General features: G+C 69.5%; 18 protein-coding genes. 13 read left to right on the forward strand and 5 right to left on the reverse strand.

Translation table 11 applies throughout. The features are described from left to right. Positions 1–32: 32 nt before the first annotated feature. The 7 genes from FBZ88_RS23480 (at position 33) to FBZ88_RS23510 (ending at position 12,071) form a co-directional block, all read left to right on the forward strand. On the forward strand, positions 33–2,831 hold the full coding sequence (locus tag FBZ88_RS23480; RefSeq protein ID WP_145619523.1) for a TonB-dependent receptor: 2,799 nt from the start codon (positions 33–35) through the stop codon (positions 2,829–2,831). Positions 2,832–2,992: 161 nt separating this feature from the next. After that, positions 2,993–3,541 carry an RNA polymerase sigma factor gene (locus FBZ88_RS23485; protein ID WP_186464574.1) on the forward strand — a complete coding sequence of 183 codons (549 nt, stop codon included), beginning with the start codon at positions 2,993–2,995 and terminating at the stop codon, positions 3,539–3,541. Next, a complete protein-coding gene (locus tag FBZ88_RS23490; protein ID WP_145619525.1) occupies positions 3,538–4,533 on the forward strand; it encodes a FecR family protein in 996 nt (331 codons plus the stop codon). Before FBZ88_RS23485 ends, FBZ88_RS23490 begins: the two co-directional genes overlap by 4 nt. A gap of 28 nt (positions 4,534–4,561) precedes the next feature. Next, positions 4,562–7,543, forward strand: a complete 2,982-nt coding sequence (locus FBZ88_RS23495) for a TonB-dependent receptor (protein ID WP_186464575.1) — start codon at positions 4,562–4,564, stop codon at positions 7,541–7,543. Beyond that, a complete protein-coding gene (locus FBZ88_RS23500; RefSeq protein WP_145619527.1) occupies positions 7,543–8,688 on the forward strand; it encodes a hypothetical protein in 1,146 nt (381 codons plus the stop codon). Before FBZ88_RS23495 ends, FBZ88_RS23500 begins: the two co-directional genes overlap by 1 nt. Positions 8,689–8,711: 23 nt before the next feature. Then, entirely contained in the window at positions 8,712–9,959 is a 1,248-nt protein-coding gene (locus FBZ88_RS23505; protein WP_186464576.1) for a histidine-type phosphatase, read from the forward strand. 27 nt (positions 9,960–9,986) lie between these two features. Continuing rightward, entirely contained in the window at positions 9,987–12,071 is a 2,085-nt protein-coding gene (locus tag FBZ88_RS23510; RefSeq protein ID WP_145619529.1) for a phosphocholine-specific phospholipase C, read from the forward strand. Here FBZ88_RS23510 and FBZ88_RS23515 read toward each other — a convergent pair. Then, positions 12,055–12,960, reverse strand: a complete 906-nt coding sequence (locus FBZ88_RS23515; RefSeq protein ID WP_088874597.1) for a LysR family transcriptional regulator — start codon at positions 12,958–12,960, stop codon at positions 12,055–12,057. The two genes, FBZ88_RS23510 and FBZ88_RS23515, sit on opposite strands and share 17 nt — an antisense overlap. A gap of 100 nt (positions 12,961–13,060) precedes the next feature. On the opposite strand from FBZ88_RS23515, the gene FBZ88_RS23520 reads away from it, so the two are divergent. Next, on the forward strand, positions 13,061–14,560 hold the full coding sequence (locus tag FBZ88_RS23520) for a CoA-acylating methylmalonate-semialdehyde dehydrogenase (protein WP_145619530.1): 1,500 nt from the start codon (positions 13,061–13,063) through the stop codon (positions 14,558–14,560). Between the two features lie 26 nt (positions 14,561–14,586). On the opposite strand, the gene FBZ88_RS23525 is transcribed toward FBZ88_RS23520, so the two are convergent. Then, entirely contained in the window at positions 14,587–15,117 is a 531-nt protein-coding gene (locus FBZ88_RS23525) for a GNAT family N-acetyltransferase (protein WP_145619531.1), read from the reverse strand. 82 nt (positions 15,118–15,199) lie between these two features. On the opposite strand from FBZ88_RS23525, the gene FBZ88_RS23530 reads away from it, so the two are divergent. Together FBZ88_RS23530 and FBZ88_RS23535 are read left to right on the forward strand one after the other, a co-directional pair. Then, positions 15,200–15,775, forward strand: a complete 576-nt coding sequence (locus FBZ88_RS23530; protein WP_145619532.1) for a helix-turn-helix domain-containing protein — start codon at positions 15,200–15,202, stop codon at positions 15,773–15,775. A gap of 135 nt (positions 15,776–15,910) precedes the next feature. After that, positions 15,911–17,152, forward strand: coding sequence for an MFS transporter (locus FBZ88_RS23535; protein ID WP_145619533.1), 1,242 nt, complete (start codon positions 15,911–15,913; stop codon positions 17,150–17,152). On the opposite strand, the gene FBZ88_RS23540 is transcribed toward FBZ88_RS23535, so the two are convergent. Next, entirely contained in the window at positions 17,149–17,985 is an 837-nt protein-coding gene (locus FBZ88_RS23540) for an oxidoreductase (protein WP_145619534.1), read from the reverse strand. The genes FBZ88_RS23535 and FBZ88_RS23540 overlap by 4 nt on opposite strands. A gap of 105 nt (positions 17,986–18,090) precedes the next feature. On the opposite strand from FBZ88_RS23540, the gene FBZ88_RS23545 reads away from it, so the two are divergent. Both FBZ88_RS23545 and FBZ88_RS23550 read left to right on the forward strand, forming a co-directional pair. After that, entirely contained in the window at positions 18,091–19,005 is a 915-nt protein-coding gene (locus tag FBZ88_RS23545; protein ID WP_145619535.1) for a LysR family transcriptional regulator, read from the forward strand. A gap of 101 nt (positions 19,006–19,106) precedes the next feature. Further along, positions 19,107–19,691, forward strand: a complete 585-nt coding sequence (locus tag FBZ88_RS23550; RefSeq protein WP_145619536.1) for a DUF4865 family protein — start codon at positions 19,107–19,109, stop codon at positions 19,689–19,691. Here the strand turns inward: FBZ88_RS23550 and FBZ88_RS23555 are convergent. Next, positions 19,674–20,837 carry a winged helix-turn-helix domain-containing protein gene (locus tag FBZ88_RS23555; protein WP_186464577.1) on the reverse strand — a complete coding sequence of 388 codons (1,164 nt, stop codon included), beginning with the start codon at positions 20,835–20,837 and terminating at the stop codon, positions 19,674–19,676. The two genes, FBZ88_RS23550 and FBZ88_RS23555, sit on opposite strands and share 18 nt — an antisense overlap. A gap of 145 nt (positions 20,838–20,982) precedes the next feature. On the opposite strand from FBZ88_RS23555, the gene FBZ88_RS23560 reads away from it, so the two are divergent. Then, positions 20,983–21,381 (forward strand): DUF1636 family protein, encoded by a 399-nt coding sequence (locus FBZ88_RS23560; protein WP_186464578.1) that lies wholly within the window; start codon positions 20,983–20,985, stop codon positions 21,379–21,381. 4 nt (positions 21,382–21,385) lie between these two features. Here the strand turns inward: FBZ88_RS23560 and FBZ88_RS23565 are convergent, their stop codons facing one another. Next, complete coding sequence (locus FBZ88_RS23565) at positions 21,386–22,624, reverse strand: SGNH/GDSL hydrolase family protein (protein ID WP_145619539.1); 1,239 nt, start codon at positions 22,622–22,624, stop codon at positions 21,386–21,388. Positions 22,625–22,633: the final 9 nt, after the last annotated feature.

Below are 22,633 nucleotides of genomic sequence, written 5' to 3' on the forward strand. Positions count from 1 at the left end.
GACGGAGCCGAAAGAAGACTATGCGACACACGATGCTCAAGGACGTCCTGCTGTGCGGCGCCATGGCCGGCGCCCTGCTGGCCGCACCGACCATCCATGCCGCTGAAGCCAGCGCCCCCGCCACCCCTGCCCCCAACGCCGCCGACGCCGGCGCGCCCGACGCCAGCACTGACGGGACGCTGGACGAAATCCTGGTCTTCTCCAACCGCGACCAGGCGGATACCGCCAAGATCCGCGCGTCCAACACCGTCGACATCATGTCGGCGGCGGAGCTGGAGCACACGGCCGTCCATAACGTGGCCGAGGCCTTGGGCCTGTTGCCGGGCGTAACCGTCAGCAACACCGGCCAGTCGGTGGCCGGCGGCATCGACGGCGCCTCGCGCGGTGAAGGCATGCTGGTTGCCATCCGAGGCATGAACTCCGAATTCGCCGTCGACCTCATGAACGGCGTGGAGGTGGCCCAGGGCCTGCCCTACAGCCGCAGCGTCCAGCTGGACCTGCTGCCGCCGTCCGGCCTGCAGACCATCGTCGTCAACAAGACGCTGGACGCGTCCATGAGCGGCGACGCCATTTCCGGCACGGTCGATTTCCGCACCCCCACCGCCTACGACTTCGCCAACCCGCTGCACTTCAGCATCCAGGGCGGCGCCCGCCTGGAAAGCCGGGCGCGCGACTATGGCGAGACCGGGCTGGGCGGCAACACCGCCGCCGAGGTGGCGACCCAGTTCGGCCGCGACCGGCAGTTCGGCGTCTATGTCAGTGGCTATTACGACAAGCGCTATTTCACCAACAGCGAGATGGCGGGCGTGGACAGCGCCCACAACGACGGCGGCTGGGGCTTCGCCGTCAGCAGCGCCAAGAACGGATCGACCAACCCGGCGGGCACGGACCCGGCGTCCAACCTGCGTCAGACCGGCATCAGCGTCGGCGTGTCGGACGGCAGCACCGAACGTTACGGCGGCAACCTGTCGCTGGACTGGCACCCGGACGACACCACCGCCGTTTTCCTGCGCGGCTCCTTCGCCCGCGAGAACGCGGTGCAGAACAGCACGCTGAGCCAGATCATCAGCACGGACAAGAGCTGGAACGCCCTGGCCAACGGCCTGTACGGCCTGAGCGTGGACAAATACCGCACCTCCGTCTGGTATGAGACCAACCCGGAGCGCGCCGACCTGTCCACCCTGCAGTTGGGTGGTGAGAAGAAGCTGGGCGCCCTGACCCTGACGCCCACCCTGTTCTTCAGCGCCGCCAACAACGACCGCCCCAACCACATCGAGGCGTCGTCCCGCATCGACCAGTACAGCAGCAGCGCCCGCTTCCCCAGCGGCATCGCCGGCATGGGCAGCAACGACGGCTATCCGGTGCCTGTGTTCAGCCCGGGCATGTATGATGCCCTGAACAACGCCGCCACCGCGCTGTGGGCCCGCCGCGCCGGCCAGCTGACCCAGCAGGGCAGCCACCAGGACAAGTACGGCGCCAAGCTGGACGGCCAGTACGACATGAACGACAACGGCCCGCTGTCCTTCATCAAGGCCGGCGTGAAGTTCGTGGAAAGCGACCGCGCGGTCACCAACCGCGACTGGACCAACCCCTATTTCTCGGCCCTGGGCTACCCCAACAGCACCTGGTCCAGTCTGGGCATCGCCAACGGCTATTATTCCTCCGTCTATCCCGGCCGCTACAGCTGGTCGGTGCCCAAGGTTAGCCAGCAGGCCCTGCTGGACTATTTCTACAAGCTGCAGACGGCCGGCAGCTTCGACACCTGCAACGGCAACTACGTCGACAACATGAACTGCAACACCCTGAAAGGGCGGGAGCAGGTGACGTCGGCCTATGTCATGGCCAACCTGCAGTTCGGCCAGGTGGAGGTCATCCCCGGCATCCGGTTCGAGCACACGGACATCCACAACACCTTCTGGCAGCTGAACAGCGACGGCAAGACCGTGGGCCACTGGGAAAACAGCAGCACCACCTACAACGAGCCGCTGCCCAGCGTGCTGGTGAACTGGCGCCCGGACAACGACACGGTCTACCGCGCGTCGGTCAGCCAGTCTTACACCCGGCCCGCCCTGGTGCAGCTGGGGGCCTCTTCCTCCGTGTCCATCAGCGCCGACACGGGTGTGAAGACCATCACCCAGGGCAATCCCAACCTGAAGCCCATCGAGTCCACCAACCTGGACATGTCGGGTGAATGGCACAACAGCCAGGGCGGCACGGCCTCGGCCGCCGTCTATTACAAGCGGCTGTCGAACTACCTGTTCGACAACGGTTCCACCCTGGTGAACCCCTTCAGCACCACCAGCAACCTGGTCAGCATCAGCCAGCCCAAGAACGGCGGCGACGGCGACGTCTACGGCATCGAACTGGCCTTCCGGCAGAAGTTCGACACCATCCTGCCCGGCTGGCTGTCCGGCTTCAGCATCGGCGGCAACGTCACCCGCCAGTGGTCGGTGGTCGACACCGGCATCAAGGGCCTGGACGCCGACCAGCCCATTCAGAACGCCCCCGGCTGGCTGGCCAACGCCACCCTGTCCTACACCGTGGGCGGCTTCTCCGCCGACCTCGGTTACAACTACACCGGTTCCTACCTGGCCTATTACGACTACCTGGGCCAGGGCGGCAGCTGGGACAACATGTGGGTCCGGCCGACCAACCGCCTGGACCTGCACGTGGGCTACAAGTTCGACAACGGCTTCGCGGTCGACGGCTCCGTCTCCAACCTCACCGGCGACTACACCTACTGGGCGCATATCGGGCACAACAACCTGACGCTGTCGAACATCGTCGACAGCGGCACCACAGCCCTGATGACCGTCAAGTATACCTACTGATCCGTTCCGCTACCGGGGGTGGGGCCGCCAGGTCCCGCCCCCATCCCGACCCCCGCGTCCCCGTCATCCGGAGCCTGCACATGGCGCAGCCCTCCATCATAAATCTGCAGCCTGCCGTCGCTATGACCTTGTCCGCGCCCATTAGCCGGCCGAGGGGAAAGATGGACAGTCAGGCCGATGCCCGGGCCAGGAGCGATGCGCCGTCAGCGTTCGACGGCGCGGAGTTCGAGGCGCACCAATCCGTGCTGCGCGGCTATTTCGCCCGCCGCGTGCGCCAGGCGCAGGATGTGGACGACTATGTCCAGGACGTCTATCTGCGCGCCCTGGCCGCCGCCCCCGCCCGGGGCGTGGACAACTGGCGCGCCTTCCTGCTGCGCGTGGCCAGCAGCCTGCTGGTCGACCGCTTCCGCCGCAGCGCCGCCCGGCACCAGGACGCCCACGACGGCCTGGACCAGGTGGCGGAGCTGGTCGACGACGGCGCCGCCACGCCCGAGCACACCGTCATGGTCCGGCAGGAGTTGGCCAGCCTGGAGGCGGCGCTGCGCGACGTCGACCCCCTGGCGCGGCATGCCTTTCTGCTGGTGCGGGTTGATGGGCTGAGCCACCGGGAAGTGGCCGGCCGCCTGGGCCTTGAGGTCAAAATGGTGTCTCGCCAAATCGAACGCGTCCTGGCCCACCTGGCCCGGACGATGGTGGAGACGGCGCGTTGACCTCCACCGATCACGATCAAGTCTTGCTGGAAACGGCCGCCGCCTGGCTGCGGCGCATACAGGCGGGGGAACTGGGGCCGGAGGGCCAGCGGACCTTCCGCGCCTGGCTGGCGACCGACCCCCGGCATACCGCCGCCATGGACCTGGTGACCCGTGCCTGGACGGCCAGCGGCGCCATCGACGACAAGGGCGCCCTGCGGCCCGACCTGACCCGCGCCCGTGGCCTGCGCCTGGCTGATGGTCAGACGCGGCCCCACCGCTCCTGGCGCCCCGTCGCTTGGATGCCCCCCGTGGGCGGCCTTGCCGCCGTCCTGGTCCTGGCGCTGGTCTGGCTGTGGAACGGCGCGGTCAGCGAGGCCGACTACGTCACCGCCGCCCACGACCATGCCCAGGTCACCCTGTCCGACGGCACCGTCATGCGCCTGGGCGGGTCCACCCACCTGCATGTGCGCATCGACCCGCTGGGTCGCCGCGTGGACCTGGCCCAGGGCGAGGCGGAGTTCCAGGTGACGCACGAGGCGCTGCGCCCCTTCCATGTGATGGCCGGGGCGCTCGAGGTGCGCGACCTGGGCACGCGTTTCACCGTTTCATCCCACGGCGGGCAGGTGCGCGCCGTGCTGCTGGAGGGGGCGGCCGAGATCCGCGACTGCGACAGCGGCCGGGTGCTGGCCAGCCTGGCGCCCGGCCAGCAGGTGGACCAGGACGGCCGCGGCCCCCTGCGCCTGGGCAAGGCCAATATAGACCAGGTCAAGGCCCGCCAGGACGGCCGCATGCTGTTCGATGACGTGCCCCTGGCCCAGGTGGTGCCGGAGGTGGCGGCACGAACCGGCATCGTGCTGCATCTGGACGACCCCGCCCTGGGCGCCATCCGCGTCAGCGGCAGCTACCGCGCCGACGATGTCGCCGGCTTCCTCGCCGCCCTGGCCCGCCTGCATCCCATCACCTGGCGGCAGGACGCCAATGGGGATTACCGGATTGCGCGCCGGCGGTAAGCCCCAGCGCCGGACCAGGCGCCGCCCGTTGGCGGCGTCTTGCGCCGTGCTGCCGTTGCTGGTAGCGGCGCCCGCGCCGGCGGGAACGCCGTTCACCATCGCGGAACAACCCCTGGGCGGCGCCCTGCTGGACCTGGCGCGCCAGTCCGGCCGCGATGTGTTGTTCCGGCCGGAACTGGTGCGCGGCTGCCGCGCCGGTCCGCTGGCGGGCGTGACGGATTTCGAGGCGGCGCTGGGCCGCCTGATATCCGGCTGCCACCTGCGCTATCGCCTGGGCGACGGCGGCGCCATCGAGTTGGAGCGGGCACCGTCCACCCCGGCCATACCGGCCGTGGCACCGGCCAGCGGCGGTCAGCTGCCCGAGGTGGTGATCGTCAAGGCGCCCTACCACGGCATGCCCCCGGCGGAAATCACCGCCACCGCCGTGACCGACAGCCTGACCGCGGCGGATCTGCACGACGGTGCCGACCGCACCCTGGCGGAAAGCCTGGGCCGGCTGGCCGGGGTCAACGTGCTGGTGACCTCCCTTCAGGGCGACCTGGGCGGCATTGACCGGGCGGCGCGGGGCGAAGGGCAGTTCGCCGCCGTGCGCGGGCTGGACAGCGCCTACGCCGTCACCCGCCTGGACGGGGTGTCGGTGGCGCAAAGCATGCCTTACAGTCGCGCCGTGCAGTTGAGCCTGCTGCCGCCGCTGGCCATGGACGGGGTGGAACTGACCAAGACGCCGGACGCCCATGACGACGGCGACGCCACCGCGGGCCAGTTCGACCTGCGCCTGGCGTCCGCCCTGGAGGGTGGGGAGCATACCCGCCTGTTGGTCCAGGGGAATTTGGACGAACGGTCCGCCAGCCTGGGCCGGCCCTCGGGCGGTGGCCTCGCCACCGTGGACGTCGCCCGCCAATTCGGCCGCGACCATAGCCTGGGCCTGGCCGTCACCGGCTATTACGGGCGCAACCGCTTCGCCAGCGTGGAACAGTCCTACCAGTCCACCCAATTCGAATACCGCCTGGTCGATGCCAACGGACAGACACCAGCCGGCATGGACCCGGCGCGCAACCTGCTGGCCACCTCGCTGAACGTGCAATATTCGGAAGGGGAGACGCGGCGCTGGGGCGGCAGCCTGGCGGGTGACTGGCAGCCCAACGACACCTTCCGCGCCTTCGCCCATGTCACCGTGGCCACGGCCGACACCGACCAGGAGGTCTACCAGATGGGCTTCCAGGGCGGGCGCGACCCCAGCTTCATCACCCGCGTCGCCCTGGGCAACGGCCTTTATGAGAACCGCAGCGTCAAGACCCAGGTGCATTACTGGTTCGAGACCAACCCCGACACCGCCACCCTGGGCACGGCCCAGCTGGGCGCCGACTGGCACACGGGCGCCCTCACCCTGTCGCCCCGCCTGTTCTACACCTGGGGGGAAAACGGCCGGCCCCAGCATATCGAGCTGTCGTTCTGGAATCCTACCGGCACCACGGTGAACCAGGGACTGAGCTTGGGGCACCAGTATGGCTATCCCGTCGTGGCGGCGCCATCCGGCGCTCTGGCAATGGCTGACGGGGTGGAAAGCCTGCCCGTGTCCAACCGCGGCCAGATCACCAGCCTGTCCAGCCGTCAGGACAGGCTGGGCGGCGCCCTGGACGGCAAGCTTGCCTTGGGTCCCGATGCCACGCTGGAGGCGGGGGTGAAGATCACCGACAGCCAGCGCGACAGCTACCGCCGCGACCAGGAAGGGCAACTGGTGGGCGGGCGGGGTGCGGTGGACGCCGGCACCACCGTCGCCGATCTGGCGGCCGTGGGCCTGCGCGCCGGCACGCTGACGGCACCGCTCAGCGGCATCTACAATTTCACATTCCCCCTGGTCGACCCCGATCGGCTGGCGCAGCTGTACCGCCAGCGCGACGGCACCGCGACCTGGACGGCCGATGCCTGGAACGGCAACACGCTGAGCGGTGGGGAGCGCACGGTGGCCGCCTATGCCCAGGCGCGGCTGACCTGGGATGATCTCACCCTGTTGCCGGGGTTCCGGGCGGAATTCTCCGACCTGACCAACCGCTATTGGCTGTCGGGCAACAACGGCGTGCCCACGGGCGGCGTCCATTACGGCTGGAACGAGAGTGGCAGCCGGTTCACCGCCCTGCTGCCCCGCGTGCTTGCCCGCTGGCAACCGGATGAGCGCTCGACCTACCGCGCCGCCGTTTGGACCAGCCAGACCGCGCCGTCACCCTATCAGCTGGCGGGCAACGCTACCGCAACCCAGGACAGTGATGGCGTGGTGACCATAACCCGGGGCAACCCTGACCTGAAGGCGGTGGACGGCCTGAATTTCGACCTGTCCGGCGCCTGGACCTGGGGCGACATAGCCGGGAAGGAGGGCCGATTGGAACTGGCGCTCTTCCACAAGCGCTTGAAGAACTACCTTTACGACGCCGGCGGCGGCTTGGCAGTGGGGTCCCCCACCAGTGACGCGCAAGTCCGCCTCAGCATCCCCACCAACGGCGGCACCGCCCGGCTGACCGGGGCGGAGCTGTCGGTGGACCAGGGGCTGGCGCCTGTGGCCGAGGTCCTGCGTGATTTCCATCTGGCCGGTACGCTCAGCTGGGAGACCACCGCGGTGCGCCTCAACAGCCCCGATTTGAACGCCGTGGAACGGGTGCAGTACGCGCCCCGCTGGCTGGCCGGGGTGCAACTGCGTTACGACCGAGACGCCCTGCATCTGGCCGTGGATTACCGCTGGGCCGACGATTACGTGCAGTCCTACGGCACCGCGTTTATTTCCGGGGGCGGAACGACCCTGGCGGGCAGCGCGCTTGACACCTGGGTGCATCCCACGCGACGGCTGGACATCAGCGCCGGCTATGATGCCGGCGGGGGCTTGAGCGCGCGCCTGACGGTGCGCAATCTGGGCGACGCCTTGGCCTACCGCACCAGTGTCGGCCGTCATGGCGACGCGGTGGTGCAGACCATCGCCGCCGGCCGCAGCTATGAACTCAGCCTGCAACAGGAGTTCTGATGACGACGCCCCTCCGCCTAGCCGCCGCCTTGGCCACCCTGCTGCTGGCCCCGCCCGCGCTGGCGACCGATGCCGCCGCCCTGGCGGGTGCCTCGCCGCTCACGCGCGAGGCCCTGGCCCGCTTGCGGGCGGACGTCGACGCCGTGCGCAATCCGGTCATCAAGGCCGCGACCGAGGACGCCCTGTTCAACCCCGCCACCTGCGTGGCCCATCGCGCCAACCTGGGCCAGGCGGACAAGCGGGCCATCATCGATCGGCTGGTGGCCGAGAGCTTGGCCGATCCCGGCGACGGCCTGGCGGATGGACTGTTCCCGGCCTTGCCCGGCGAGGGCGGCCCCTGCCCCCATCTGCCCCAACCCTTCGCCGCCGCCCCCGGCGGCAATGCCGGCAGCCATCATTCCTGGCCCGGCGGCCTGCCCCTGCATGAAGCGTTCAACGCCCAAAGCGCCAAGGACTTCGCCGCCGCCTACCGGGCCATCGACGGCGTCGTCCTGGATGGGCAGGACGATCTGATCGCCGCCGCCCCGCTGTGGCATGACTGGGCCAAGGCCCTGCTGTTCGTCTGGCGCCCGGATGGTGGGCTGCCATCCGAGGTGTCCCTGGGCGGGCATGGTGCCGATGGCGACTATCGCACCGGCGCCCACCATATCCTGGGCCTGGCGGAGGCGATGGCCCGCCGCCTGCCGGCCGACCTGGTCATCGTCCAGGCCTGCGCCCACCAGGCGCCGGAACGGGGCAAGCCCGATCGGCTGGTGCACTGGCTGCGGGCCGCTGCCATCATCGCCCAGGTGGATCCGGTGGCCGCTGGATATCTGGCGTTGACGTCGACCGGCGTCCTGACCCTGCCCGGCATGACCGAGAGCGGCGCCGTACCGCGCTGGTGGTCCGCCTGCCTGATCCACGCCCAGTCCGACCACAACTGGGTCTACGCCGAGCCCGCCGTGGAGGATGCCGACGCCCTGCTGCGCCAATTGGCCCCCCGCTTCGGCGTGGATGCCGACGACCCCGCCCGCTACACCTGGGGCTATCGCCACGCGGTGCTGAGCCGCCTGGGGGCGGCCCGTGTACAGTCGCTGGCGGCCCAGGGCGGACTGGACGCCCTCGCTCAAGCCTTGACCCAACTGCGCGCCCAAGGCGTGTTTTGATCCCTGCTGCTGGAAAGATGCCTGTGACCCGCCTTCTTCCTCTTTTCCTGGCCGGCCTGATGCTGGCGACCGCCCCGGCCCAAGCGGCACCCGACGCCACCGTGGCCCCCCGCGCCGCGAATGGCCAGCCCCTGACGCTGGAGCGGGTGGTCATGCTGGTGCGCCACGGCGTGCGGGCCCCCCTGGACACCGAGGCGGCCCCCGGCTTGGCGCAGGGACCGTGGCCCACTTGGCCGGTGGTGCCCAGCCACCTGACGCCCCACGGCGCCGCGGCGGCCACTCTGATGGGCACCTATCAGCGCCAGTGGCTGGCCGCCAACGGCCTGCTGCCCGCCCAAGGCTGCCCCGCCGCAAACCAGGTGGCGATCTGGACCAATTCGGCGGAGCGTACCATCCGCACGGGCGAAGCCATGGCCCAAGGCCTGGCGCCGGACTGCCCCCTGCCCGTGGGACACAAGCCGCCGGGCACGCTGGACCCGCTGTTCGATCCGTTCGAGGCCGGGGCCGCCACCGTGGATGCCGCCGCCGCCGTGAAGGCCATGGAACCGGAGATGGACAACGTGCGCAACGCCTCCACCTACCTGGTGCCGGCCATCGCGCTCACCATCCGCGGCCTGGGCTGCGACAAGACCCTGCCGGCCTGCGACCTGGTGCAGGAACGCACGGTCATCAGCCCCAGCGCCGACAACCGCAGCGTCGATCTGCGCGGGCCTGTCGCCCTGACCGCCGGGGCCGCCCAAATCTTCATCCTGGAGTATCTGGAGGGCATGGCGCCGGACCAGGTAGCCTGGGGCCGCTTCGGCGCGGGCCAAGGCCTGAGCGACGCGCTGGCGCAGATTTCCCGCCTGCACGGTCTGCAGTTCGACGTCTTCGCCCGCAACGCCTACATGGCGCCGCGCAAGGCCGTGGCCCTGGCCCCGCGCCTGGCGGAGGCGCTGACCGGCGCCGGCCAGCCGCCCGTCACCCTGCTGGTCGGCCATGACGACAACATCGCCGCCGTCGCGGGATTGCTGGGCGTGCACTTCCAGGTCCAGGGCTATGGCGAGGATGATCCGCCCGTGGGCGGCGGCCTGCGGCTGGAGCTGTGGCGCGACGCTGCCGGCCAGGCCCTGGTCCGCGTCGCCTATGTCGCCCAGACGCCGGACCAGGTGCGCAATCTGGCCCCCCTCAGCCTGGCCAGCCCGCCCTGGAGCGCCGTGCTGCCCCTGCCCGGTTGCGGCGCGCTGTGCCCCGTGAAGACCGTGACCGACAAGCTGTCGGTCGCCCCCTGATCTCCCGCCCCGGAAAGACCGCCCATCATGATGGATCGCCGTTCGCTTCTTCGCCATGCGCTGGGCGGTGCCGCCCTGGCCGGCTTGCCCCCCGCCCTGGCCCGCGCCGCCGCCATCCCCGCCGACGTGCGCACCGGCACCATCGAGGATGTGGCCCATATCGTCGTGCTCATGCAGGAAAACCGGGGCTTCGATCATTACTTCGGTACGCTGTCGGGCGTGTGCGGCTTCGGCGACCGCTTCCCCATACCGGTGCCGCCGGGTCCGGATGGCCAGCCCCTGACCGTGTGGGACCAGCGCGACCGCACCGACCCGCACCCGCGCCTGGTCAATCCCTTCCACCTGTCGACCAAAGCGCATTTCGACCTGATGCGCATGCTGGGCACGCCGCACCAATGGGCCAATGCCCAGGCCGCCTGGGACAACGGCCGCATGGCGCATTGGCCGGAGGCCAAGACCCAACGCGCCATGGGCTATTACACGCGGGAGGACATTCCCTTCCAGTTTGCCATGGCGGAGGCGTTCACGATCTGCGACGCCTACCACTGCGCCATGCACACCGGCACCAACACCAACCGCCTGTTCCTGTGGACCGGGACCAACGACCCGCACGGCAAGGGCGGCGGGCCGGCCCTCGACAACCCCGATGACGATCTGAAAAAGCCGGACGCGGCCAGCACCCCGCGCTTCTCCTGGACGACCTATCCGGAGCGGCTGGAGGCGGCGGGCATCAGCTGGGGCCATTACCAGGACATGGCCGATAATTTCGGCGACAACCCGCTGGCCAATTTCCTGCAATACCGCGCCGCCTACCGCGGCGATCCGGGCTCGCGCGCCGTGCTGCGGGACAAGGGCCTGTCCACCCGGGCGCTGGACAAGCTGCGCGAAGATGTGCTGGCCGACCGGCTGCCGCAAATCTCCTGGGTCGTGGGCACGGAGGAAGGGTCGGAGCATCCCGGCCCCTCCAGCCCGGCGCAGGGGGCGGCCTACACCGCCCAGGTCATCGACGCGCTGACCGCCAACCCCAAGGTGTGGGCGCGCACCGTGCTGTTCATCACCTTCGATGAGAATGACGGCTTCTTCGACCATGTGCCGCCGCCGGCCCCGCCCTCTCCCGACCCGGACGCGCCCGGCGGCTTCGCCGGGGCCAGCACGGCGGCGACGGACGACGACTACCACCGCCTGAAGGCCCCCGGTGCCGATGGCGATGATTTGAACCTGCGCGGCCGGCCCTATGGCCTGGGTCCGCGCGTGCCCTGCTACATCCTGTCCCCCTGGTCGCGCGGCGGCTGGGTGCATTCGGAGGTGGCCGACCACACCTCCATCATCCGCTTCATGGAGCGGCGCTTCGGCGTGGTGGAGCCCAATATCTCCGCCTGGCGGCGGGCGGTGTGCGGCGACCTGCTGACCGCCTTCGATTTCAAGACGCCCAACGCCAAGCTGGCCGCCCTGCCGGACACGGTGCCCACCCGCGACCGCGCCCGCGCCATCGTCGGCCAGACGGTGCCGGAAACGCCGGTGGCCCCGCCCCATCCGGTGCAGGAGGCCGGGACCCGGCCGTCGCGCCGGCTGCGCTACGCGCTGGAGGTCGCCGGCCAGGTCGACGCGGCCGCCGGCACCCTGCGCCTGGATTTCTCTGCCGGGGCGGGCCAGGGCGCCGTGTTCCATGTCTATGACCGGCTGCGGCTGGACGCCATTCCGTGCCGCTACACGGTGGAAGCCGGCCGAAGCCTGTCGGGCGACTGGCATTTGATCGGCCCGGAGGGCGCCTATGACCTGTGGGTGCGTGGCCCCAATGGCTTCCACCGCGCCTTCACCGGCACCCGCGCGGGCAGCGCCGGCATCAGCTGGGCGGTGGAGGGCGACGCCCTACGCGTCACCGTGGCCCCCGGCACGGGCGTGAGCGTCCAGCCCGGGGCCTATCTCGACCACCACCGGCCCTGGACGCCGGGGCAGGAGGGCGGAGTCATGCGCTGGCCTCTGCGCCCCACGGGCGGCTGGTACGATTTGGTCATCACCGGCGACCATGTCCAACGCCGGCTGGCCGGTCGCGCCGACGGTGACTGGCCGGCCAGCACCGACCCGGCCATCGGAACTACGCGTCCGGCATGAACATCGCGCGGGCGGCCTTCACCGCCTCGACAATGAAGTCGGAGGTGATGCGCACCCGCGCCAACGCGCGCAGGTCGGAATGGACGATCAGCCAGAATGACCGGGTCAGGGATACCGTCTCAGGCAAGACCCGGCGCAAGCGCGGCTCCTGCCCCGCCATGAAGCAGGGCAGAACGCACAACCCCTGCCCCGCCAGGGTCATCTGGTATTGGGCCAGCAGGTTTGAACTGGTGATGCTGGGCGCCAGATCCTTTTCGATCAGGGGCACGTAGTCCAGCTCCGGCGCGTAGATCAGCTCGCCGATATAGCCGATCAGGCGATGGTCGCGCAGGTCGGTCCGCCGCTGCGGCGCCCCCCGCCGGTCGAGGTAGTCCTGCGCCGCGTACAGGCCCAGCTGATAGTCCGTCAGCTTGCGGGCGTGCAACCGGCCCTCGCGCGGCGGGGCCAGGCCGATGGCGATGTCGGCCTCGCGCTTGGTCAGGCTGAACAGCCGGGGCGTGGTCACCAGTTCCACCAGCAAATCCGGATGGGCCGCCCCCAGATCGCCCAGGCGCGGCGCCAGGAACACGGTGCCGAAGCCGTCGGGCGCGCCGATGCGCACGCTGCCCGCCACCTTGAGGCTGGATCCCGCCACCTCCCCCAGGATGCCCAGCGCCACGGACTCCATGGCCTGGGCCGAGGCCAGCAGCTTTTCCCCCTGGGGTGTCAGGGCATAGCCCTGGACACTGCGGGTGAACAGCTGGGTCTGCAGGGTGCGTTCCAGGTCGGCGATACGGCGGCTGAGGGTGGAATGGTCCACGCCCAGGCGCCGGGCCGCCGCCGTCAGCTTGCCTGCCCGCACCACCGCCAGGAAGGACTGCAGGGCGTCCCAGTCAAATGAGCTTTCCATATGGGAATTCCCGCACAGCCGAGGGCGAAATCAGCACCCTGTACGTGCAGGAATATGAATGCTTAACTGGCGCAAAACAACCACAGCAGGAGGAACGCGCATGACCCGGGAACTGACCCATTTCGTCAACGGCCGTCCTGTGCCGGGTACGTCCGGCCGCTTCGGCGACGTCTACGATCCCAACACCGGCGAGGTGCAGGCCAAGGTGCCGCTGGCCTCGAAAAGCGAGGTGGAGGCCGCCATCGCCGCCGCCGAGGCGGCTCAGCCGGCCTGGGCAGCCACCAACCCGCAGCGCCGCGCCCGCGTGCTGATGAAGTTCGTAGACCTGGTGAACCGCGACATGAACAGCCTGGCGCGGCTGCTGTCCTCCGAACATGGCAAGACCATCGCCGACGCCAAGGGCGACATCCAGCGTGGGCTGGAGGTGGCGGAGTTCGCCATCGGCATCCCCCACCTGCTGAAGGGGGAGTACACCGACAGCGCCGGCCCCGGCATCGACGTCTATTCCATGCGCCAGCCCCTGGGCGTGGTCGCCGGCATCACGCCCTTCAACTTCCCGGCCATGATCCCGCTGTGGAAGGCCGCCCCCGCCATCGCCTGCGGCAACGCCTTCGTGCTGAAGCCGTCGGAGCGCGACCCGTCGGTGCCGCTGCGCCTGGCGGAACTGTTCCTGGAGGCGGGCCTGCCCGAGGGCGTCTTCAACGTGGTGAACGGCGACAAGGAAGCGGTGGACACGCTGCTGACCGATCCGCGCATCCAGGCCGTAGGCTTCGTCGGCAGCAGCGCCATCGCCAACTACATCTACGCCACGGCGGCGGAGCATGGGAAACGGGCCCAGTGCTTCGGCGGCGCCAAGAACCACATGATCATCATGCCCGATGCCGACCTGGACCAGGCGGTGGACGCACTGATCGGCGCCGGCTACGGCTCGGCGGGTGAGCGCTGCATGGCCATTTCCGTGGCCGTGCCGGTGGGTCGGGCCACGGCCGAGGCCCTGGTGGAACGGCTGGTGCCGCGCGTGGAATCCCTGCGCGTCGGCCTGTCCACCGATGAGGGCGCCGACTACGGCCCCCTGGTGACCCGCGACGCGCTGGAGCGGGTGCGCGGCTACATCGATACCGGTGTCAAGGAAGGCGCCAAGCTGCTGGTCGACGGGCGCGGCTTCAAGATGCAGGGACACGAGAACGGCTATTTTATCGGCGGCAGCCTGTTCGACCACGTCACAACGGACATGAGGATTTACCGGGACGAGATTTTCGGCCCGGTATTGTCCGTGGCGCGGGCCGACAGCTATGAGCAGGCCCTGCGCCTGCCCAACGAGCATGCCTACGGCAACGGTGTCGCCATCTTCACCCGCGATGGCGACACCGCGCGCGACTTCACCAACCGGGTCAACGTGGGCATGGTCGGCGTGAACGTGCCCATCCCCGTGCCGCTGGCCTACCACACCTTCGGCGGCTGGAAGCGCTCGGGCTTCGGCGACCTGAACCAGCACGGTCCGGACAGCGTCCGCTTCTACACCAAGACCAAGACGGTCACCTCGCGCTGGCCTTCCGGCACCAAGGAAGGCGTCAGCTTCGTGATCCCGACGATGAGCTGAGGCTTATGCAAGGATGGGGGCCGGCCTCAGGTCGGCTGGCCCCCGCCGACCAACAGTTCCATGAAGGTCAGGTCCAGCCAGCGGCCGAACTTGGTGCCGGCTTCGGAGAAGACCCCGGCGGTGCGGAAGCCGACCTTGGCATGCAGCGCGATGGAGATGGCGTTCTCGCTGGCGATGGCCGCGATCATGCGGTGGATGCCGCGTTCCCGCGCGCAGGCCACCAGGGCGCGCAGCAGCGTCTCCCCCACGCCGCGTCCCTGGGCCTGGGGCGCCACATAGACGGAATTCTCCACCGAGTGGCGAAAGCCATCGAAGGGGCGCCAGTCGCCGTAGGCGGCGTAGCCCACCACCTGCCCCTGCCCCTCCCCCTCTGCCACCGCGACCAGCACAGGGAAGTTCCGGGCCATGCGCGCCTGGAACCACTGGCGGCGGTTCTCCAGATCCACCTGCACGTCGTTCCAGATGGCTGTCGTATGTACCACCGCGTGGTTGTAGATGACGCGGATGCCTTCCAGATCGTCCAGGGTGGCCGGGCGGATGGTAACGGTCTGGGTCATGATGGCGATCCGTTCACTATAGTTTCATCGCGTCCACTATGTGATACGATGCCGATGTCGGCAAGGGGGGTTCGGTAGGCATATGACGGGAAACGGTGATGAGCTGGACGCGCGGCTGGGCGCCCGCATCCGGGTGGAGCGTGAGGCGCGCGGCTGGTCGCTGACCGACCTGTCGGATCGCGCCGGCGTGTCGCGCGCCATGATCAACAAGATCGAGCGGGCGGAAAGCAGCCCCACCGCCTCTCTGCTCGGCCGGCTGTCGGGCGCCTTCGGCCTGACCCTGTCGGCCCTGCTGGCCCGGGCGGAGGATGACGGCCGCCGCCGCCTGTTGCGCGCGGGGGAGCAGCGCAGTTGGCGCGACCCCGCCACCGGCTATGTCCGCCGCCTGGTGGCGCCGCCACCGGGGTCCGACATGCCCCTGGAACTGGTGCATATCGACCTCCCGGCCGGTGCGCGCGTGCCCTTCCCCGCCTCGGCCTATGCCTTCACCCGCCACATCATCCACGTCCTGACCAACGAGCTGACCTTCACCGAGGGCGACATCGAACACCACCTGGCGGCCGGCGACAGCCTGGAACTGGGCCCGCCGGCCGACTGCGTGTTCGAGAACCGGGGCGACCGGCCCTGCACCTATCTGGTGCTGATCCTTCAGCCTTAGGGCCGCCGGTCGGGGCCGCTGGTCAGCCGCCTAGGTCGTCCGCCGCCAAGGCTCAGTCCAAGGTTCGATGGTCAGGCGGCGACGACGCCCCCAGGTTTCTGGTTCCAATCCGGCTTCCTTCGGCCCAGGACCACGATGACCGACGCCTCCCCCCGCCGCTTCCATCCCGCCTCCCTGGACGCGATCAATTTCCTGCTGGCCGACGTGCGCGGCGCCTTGGGTCCCTTCCTCAACGTCTTCCTGGTGACCCAGCAGGGCTGGAGCCAGTCGGCCGTTGGCGCCATGACCATGGTCAGCGGCCTGGTCGGTCTCGTGGCGCAGACGCCGGCGGGGGCGGCGATCGACGCCACCACGGCCAAGCGCGCCGTGATGGTGGCGGCCCTGGTCGTCCTGGCGGCCGGCACCGGCGTTATCTACGCCTGGCCGGACTTCTGGCCCGTGCTGGTGGCCAACAGCGTCCTGGCCGCCGTCGGTGACGTGCTGGGCCCCGCCGTCGCGGCGCTGACCCTGGGTCTGTTCGCGCGGCAGCAATTGGCGGCCCGCATGGGGCGCAACGCCGCCTGGGACCATGCCGGCAACGTCTTCATCGCCCTGGTCGCCGGGGCGGTCGGCCGGCTGTTCGGCCAGCGGTCCGTTTTCCTTTTGGGGCCGGTGTTCGCCGTCCTGGCCATTATCGCGGTCCTGTCCATTCCCGGGCGCGCCATTGACCATCAGCGCGCCAAAGGGGCCGAGGGGAATGAGGCCGGGGGCGGCCTACCCGCCTGGCGCACCGTGGTGGGATGTCGGCCGCTCATGGTGTTCAGCTTCTGCGCCCTGTTGTTCCACTTCGCCAACGCCCCCTTGCTGCCGCTGGTGGGGCAAAAGCTGGCCGCCGCCAACCCAACCTGGGCCACCGCCCTGATGTCTGCCTGTATCATCGCGGCGCAGCTGGTCATGCTGCCGGTGGCCCTGGTCAGCGGCTGGCGGGCGGATCGCTGGGGACGCAAGCCCCTGCTGCTGCTGGGCTTCGCCATCCTGCCCATCCGCGCCGTGCTCTACACCCTGTCGGACGACAGCGCCTGGCTGGTGGCGGTGCAATTGCTGGACGGTGTGGGCGCCGGCATCCATGGCGCCCTGACACCCCTGGTGGCGGCGGACCTGATGCGCGGCACCGGCCGCTACAACCTGGCGCTGGGCGTCATCGCCACCGTGCAGGGCGTGGGCGCGGCTGTCAGCGGCCTGGCCGCCGGCATGCTGGTCGACCATTTCGGCTATCGCCTCACCTTCCTGGCGCTGGGCGCCGCCGCCGCCGTGGCGCTCGCCACCCTGGCGGCGACCTTTCCCGAGACGGCGTCGGGCCCCGAAACGGCATCGGGCAAGGACGGCTGCGCCGCCTAAGCGAAATCCGTCGACCGCGTCAGGTGCTCCCAGGCCGCGATCTCGGCCTCCAGCGCCGTCAGCTTGTCGCGCACCAGGGCCAGGGCGTCGGTGCCTAGCAGCAGATGTGTTGGCGGGGCCTCGGCCTCCACCAGGGTCAGCAGCGCCTGCGCCGCCTTGGCGGGGTCGCCGGCCTGGCGGCCGCTCTTCTCCTCCCGCGCCTGGCGCACCGGGTCGAACAGGCTGTCGTAGTCCGCGATGCTTCGGGCCGAGCGGACCATGGAGCGGCCGGCCCAATCGGTGCGGAAGGAACCCGGCGCCACCGCCGTCACCCGGATGCCCAGGTCGCGCACCTCCTTTGCCAGCACCTCGCTGACGCCTTCCAGTGCGAACTTGCTGCCGCAATAGTAGGCCAGGCCGGGCATGGTGATGAAGCCGCCCATGGAGGTAATGTTGACGATGTGCCCGGCCCGCCGCCGGCGCATGAACGGCAGCACCGCCTGGATCATGGCCACGATGCCGAAGACGTTGACGTCGAACTGCCGGCGCATTTCCGCCAGCGGCGATTCCTCCAGAATGCCTTCATGGCCATAGCCGGCGTTATTGACCAGAACGGCGATGGGGCCGACATCCCGCTCCACCCCCGCCACGGCTGGCGCGATGGCGTCGGTATCGGTGATGTCCAAGGGGATGGCGTGGGCGCGGGTATCGTGCAAGGCGGTGAAGGCCTGGGCGTCCGCCGCACGCCGAACGGTGCCCACGACCGTATGGCCGGCCGCCAGCGCCGCTTCCGCGAAGGCGCGGCCGAAGCCGCTGCTAACGCCGGTGATCAGGAAAATCTTGGATTGGGCCATGGAGACACCCCAGCGCTGGTTTGAGAATGCGCGGGAGTGGGCCACACCCGCCGGATCTGCGGTATGCTACATAAACTCGATGCGCCTATTAGCTGGGAAGATAGAATGCGCGGCAGTGAATTCGCCGACCTGCGGGCCTTCGCCATGATCGCCGAACATGGGAACTTCTCCCGCGCCGCGGCCCAATTGCGGGTCACTCCATCGGCTCTCAGCCAGACCATTCGTGGATTGGAGGAACGGCTGGGCGTCGCCCTGTTCAACCGCACCACCCGCAGCACCGCCCTGACGGAAGCCGGCGCGCGGCTGCTGGCGGGGTTCAAGCCGGCCCTGGAACAGATGGAAGCGGCGGTGGCGGACGTCGGCACTATGCGCGGCGCAGCCACCGGCACGGTGCGCCTGCATTTGCCCCGGCTGGCGGCCGCCACGCTGGTGGAACCGGTGCTTGGCCGCTTCCACGAAGCATATCCCGACATCGTCCTGGAACTGGCCATCGACGACGCGGTGGTAGACATCGTGGAAGCCGGGTTCGACGTGGGCATCACCCTGGGCGAATTGCTGGCCAAGGACATGGTGGCGGTGAAGCTGGGACCCGACCTGCATCAGGTGGCCGTGGCCTCGTCCGACTATATTGCCCGCCACGGCCAGCCCAGCACACCCGCCGACCTGCACGCCCATCGCTGCATCAATTGGCGCAAGCCCGGCAGCGGCAAGCTGTACAATTGGGAATTCCAGGCCGACGGCCGCTGGTTCGCCGTGGCGGTGGAGGGACCGCTGGTGGTGTCCCACCGCGACACGGCCTTGGCCGCCGCCGCGCAGGGGGTGGGCATCGCCTTCGCCTATTGGTCGGACCGGTGGATGAAGCCGCTGATCGACCGGGGTGCCCTGGTGCCGCTGTTGCAGGAGTACTCACCCCCCTTCCCCGGCTGGTACCTGTACTACCCTAAACAGCGCCACACCCCGCCGGCGGTGCGGGCGCTGGTGGATTTCCTGCGGCGCACGGCGCAAGAGCCGACAGCTTAGTCATTTCAAACAGCAATTACTGAAATAGAAATTCATGTGATTATGTGATCATCCAGGCGCGGCTATCCTCCCGGACATCGCCACCACGGGAGTGACAACCGATGCTGATCGCGCACTATAGCCACCGCCTGACGGCCGACTACGACCTGGACACCCTGCGCAAGCGGGCCGAGACCAACGCCGCCCGCTGGGCCGCCATGCCCGAGCTGCACTTCAAGGGCTTCCTGCTGCGGGAGGCTGGCAGGCACGGCGCAATCGCCAACGCCTATTCCTCCCTGTACCTGTGGCGGCAGGACGCGGCCTTCCGCGATTTCCTGGTGCACAACCGCTACAAGGCCGTCACCGACACCTTCGGCCGGGCGGATATCGATGTGCGGGTTGCGCTGGACGCGCGCAAGGGTCGCGCCCGCGACGCCCGTTATGCCGTGGTGGATAATATACCCATCTCGATGGACACCGCCCTGGGCGGGCTGTGGGCCGATGAAATCGCGCTCAACCGTGAGGTGGCGGAGGGGGACGACATCGTGGCCGCCGCCGTGGGGGTGGACACCCGCACCTGGACCCTGACCCGGGTTCGCCTGGCTACGGAGGCGCCCCCGAACCCGCCGGCCACAGCCGTGACCTATCAGGTGCTGCAGCTGGCCCGGCCCCTACTGGAAACGCTGCCCTCAAGCCGGCAGGAGTGAGGGCGCCAGCTGGAAGCGCTGGAACCGGCCCAGCGCTTCCTCGATGGCGGCCTTCAGGTCCGGCCCTTCCGGCACCATCCAGGTCCAGCGTTGTACCAGCAGGCGGCCGGCCTGGCGGTCGGTCTTCAGGTCCAGGGCCGCCACGATCTCATCCCCCACCAGCACCGGCAGGGCGAAATAGCCCAGCACCCGCTTGGCCGCCGGCACATAGGCCTCGAACCGATGGACATAGCCGAAGATGGCCTCCAGCCGCTTACGCTGGATGACCAGGGGATCGAAGGGCGACAGGATGTGCACCTGGCCGGCCGGCACCGGCGGCGGCGCGCTTTCCAGCACCGCGGCCTCGGCCCAGTGGGGCACCTTCTCCGCGCCGGTGATGATCACCTGGGCCAGGCGGCGGGCGCGTACCGCCTTCTCGATCAGGGGCAGGACCTGGGCCTTCAGGCCCAGGTTGCCGTAGCAGATGGAATCCAGGCTGACGACGCCTTGGCTGCGCAGCGCGCGGTTCAACAGATAGTCGGCCACCTGCCCCGGCGTCGCCGGGCGGGGCCGCCGCTCCCAACCGAAATGACGGTCGGTCAGCTCATAGGCCTTCAGCATGCCGTCACGGCGGGAGATGGTGAGGTCCCCGTTGTAGAAGCCGAAGTTCAGCAAGCGCTTGGACGGCTTGCGGCTGGCCCACAGGTGCTCTTTCTCCACCAGCACCTCATCGTCGATGTCGCGGATGCTGAGCGCCCCCTCTTCCCCGATGCGCCGCAGCAGGGCGTTGTAATCGCGCCGGTTGATGGCGGCGTAGTTGGCCGGCGGGTTGTCGCGCATCTGGCGCATGTCCGGCGCGAAATAGCGATAGTCGGCCGTGGGGATATAGGCCAGGGCGTGCGCCCAGTATTCGAAGACCGACTTGTCCACCGACTGCGCCGCCGCCAGGTCCGCCCGGGAGTAATCAGGGATGCGCGTCTGCAGGATGTGGTGGTGGCTGCGCTCGATGACGTTGATGGTATCGATCTGGACATAGCCCAGATGCTGTGTCGCCCGCGCCACCGCCTCCGGCCCCGCGCCGAACGGTGCCGGTTCCAGCAGGCGCTGGGCCGCCAGCCACAGGTGGCGGGCGCGGGACGCGGAAATCTCGACAGGCGTGCTGGGCATCAGGCCGAATCCTCGGGGGCATGGAAGCCGTCTTATACCCATCAACGACTGCCGCGCCTGTGATGAATATACGGCGTATCCCCTTGACGCCCGCCGCCCGGCCGGGCCCATAGTCGCCCGCGTTCAAGCCTTGAGGAAGTCCCCGGTGAGCGAAGCGTCCCCGACCGTCCCCGTCCCTGCCCACACCCTGCACATCTGCGTCACCTGCCGGCCCAAGGGCGCCTCGCCGGAGGCCGTGCGCGACGGTCGCCTGCTGTACGAGGCCGTGGCCGCCCTGCACGCCGACTGGCCGGGCCGCGACCTAGTGGCCCTGAACGGTGTGGAATGCATGAGCGGCTGCGACCGCGCCTGCACCGTGGCCCTGTCCGGCGCGGGCAAGCCCAGCTACCTGTTCTGCGACAAGGCGCCGACGCCCGAAACCGCCGCCGCCGCCCTGGACCTGGCGGCACAGTATGCCGCCAGCGACACCGGCGTGCTCATGCGCGGCGACCGCCCCGGCCCCTTCCGCTCCGGCATCCTGGCGAAGATTCCGCCGGGCTTGTAAGCGCTCACCTCGCGAACAGCGCCAGGTCCGTGCCTTCCGCCATCAGGCGATAGCCGGTGTCGCCCGGATGCAGATGGTCGCCGCCATCGGCCTCCGGCAACAGATGGCCGGGATTCTTGGGATCCTGGAGCGTGCGGTCCAGGTCGATGACGGCATCGAAGGCGCCGCTGCCGCGCATCCAGGCGTTCACCTTCTGGCGGTTGGGCTCCATGGCCGGATCACAATAGCCGATGCCCTGGCAGGGCAGGATGGTGGCGCCATAGACCAGCAGACCGCGCGCATGGGCGCGGGCGATGATCTGGCGGTAGGCCCCGATGATGGCTTCCGGCGTCGCCCCCACCTCCTTGCGTTCCGCCGCCTTCAGGGCCGTCGCCAGGTCGTTGATGCCCTCCAGCACGATGACCCAGCGCACCGCCGTCTGGTCCAGCACGTCGCGATCCAGCCGGTCCAGCGCGCGCGGGCCGATGCCGTCCAGCAGCAGGCGGTTGCCGCCGATGCCGGCATTCAGCACGCCCACGGGGCTTTTGCCTCGCAGCAGGTTCCGGGCCAGCGCGTCCGTCCAGCGGCCGTTGCCGTCGGTGGTGCTGTCGCGTCCGTCGGTGATGCTGTCGCCCAGCACCACCACGGCATTGGCCGTGGCCGGCGCCTGCACGTCCACGCCGGTGAGGATATACCAGTGCGTGACCGTCGCGGCGTTGGGCAGATCGGCAGCGTCCAACGCGTCACCGGTGGCGATGTAGCTGGTGGCGCGGGATCCCGGATGCCCGGTGACCGTGGCCGGCACGTCTTTCAGGCGCAGGCTGACGGCCAGGTCCGCCATGTCGGGCACGGCCATGTCCACCGGGTCGGACCAGACCATGCCGCCGGCCGGAATGGTGACGGACGGCTGGCCGTTGAAGGTCAGGGCGTGGTCGCTGCCGGCGCGGATGGCGGCGCTGGGCGTCTTTCCCTCCTTCGCCGACAGGGCGACATGGGCGCCGGGGATGGTCAGCGGCGCCGTACCGAAGGCATTGGACAGACGGAAGCGCACGCGGGCACCGCCTAAGGTCAGGTGCACAACCTGGCGCAGGGTGGCGTCGGTGAAACCGGGCGCCGGCGGCGTGGAATCGGCGCCGCCCGCCTGGGCGGACGCCATCCAGCTGCCCACCCACTGGGTGGTGAACTGGTCAACGTTCTGGGGGGCGGCATGAACCGTGGTGGAGGCCAGCAGGGCACCAGCCAGGAGTAGGGAACGGAGGCGCATGAGGCGTTT

Origin of the sequence: Nitrospirillum bahiense, assembly GCF_007828025.1 — a bacterium.
In the GTDB taxonomy this organism is placed as follows: domain Bacteria; phylum Pseudomonadota; class Alphaproteobacteria; order Azospirillales; family Azospirillaceae; genus Nitrospirillum; species Nitrospirillum amazonense.

Coding starts and splice junctions, on each gene's coding strand:
- FBZ88_RS23480 (WP_145619523.1), top strand. CDS start 33: ATGCTCAAGGACGTCCTGCTGTGCGGCGCCATGGCCGGCGCCCTGCTG.
- FBZ88_RS23485 (WP_186464574.1), top strand. CDS start 2,993: ATGGACAGTCAGGCCGATGCCCGGGCCAGGAGCGATGCGCCGTCAGCG.
- FBZ88_RS23500 (WP_145619527.1), top strand. CDS start 7,543: ATGACGACGCCCCTCCGCCTAGCCGCCGCCTTGGCCACCCTGCTGCTG.
- FBZ88_RS23510 (WP_145619529.1), top strand. CDS start 9,987: ATGATGGATCGCCGTTCGCTTCTTCGCCATGCGCTGGGCGGTGCCGCC.
- FBZ88_RS23515 (WP_088874597.1), bottom strand. CDS start 12,960: ATGGAAAGCTCATTTGACTGGGACGCCCTGCAGTCCTTCCTGGCGGTG.
- FBZ88_RS23520 (WP_145619530.1), top strand. CDS start 13,061: ATGACCCGGGAACTGACCCATTTCGTCAACGGCCGTCCTGTGCCGGGT.
- FBZ88_RS23525 (WP_145619531.1), bottom strand. CDS start 15,117: ATGACCCAGACCGTTACCATCCGCCCGGCCACCCTGGACGATCTGGAA.
- FBZ88_RS23530 (WP_145619532.1), top strand. CDS start 15,200: ATGACGGGAAACGGTGATGAGCTGGACGCGCGGCTGGGCGCCCGCATC.
- FBZ88_RS23535 (WP_145619533.1), top strand. CDS start 15,911: ATGACCGACGCCTCCCCCCGCCGCTTCCATCCCGCCTCCCTGGACGCG.
- FBZ88_RS23540 (WP_145619534.1), bottom strand. CDS start 17,985: ATGGCCCAATCCAAGATTTTCCTGATCACCGGCGTTAGCAGCGGCTTC.
- FBZ88_RS23545 (WP_145619535.1), top strand. CDS start 18,091: ATGCGCGGCAGTGAATTCGCCGACCTGCGGGCCTTCGCCATGATCGCC.
- FBZ88_RS23550 (WP_145619536.1), top strand. CDS start 19,107: ATGCTGATCGCGCACTATAGCCACCGCCTGACGGCCGACTACGACCTG.
- FBZ88_RS23555 (WP_186464577.1), bottom strand. CDS start 20,837: ATGCCCAGCACGCCTGTCGAGATTTCCGCGTCCCGCGCCCGCCACCTG.
- FBZ88_RS23565 (WP_145619539.1), bottom strand. CDS start 22,624: ATGCGCCTCCGTTCCCTACTCCTGGCTGGTGCCCTGCTGGCCTCCACC.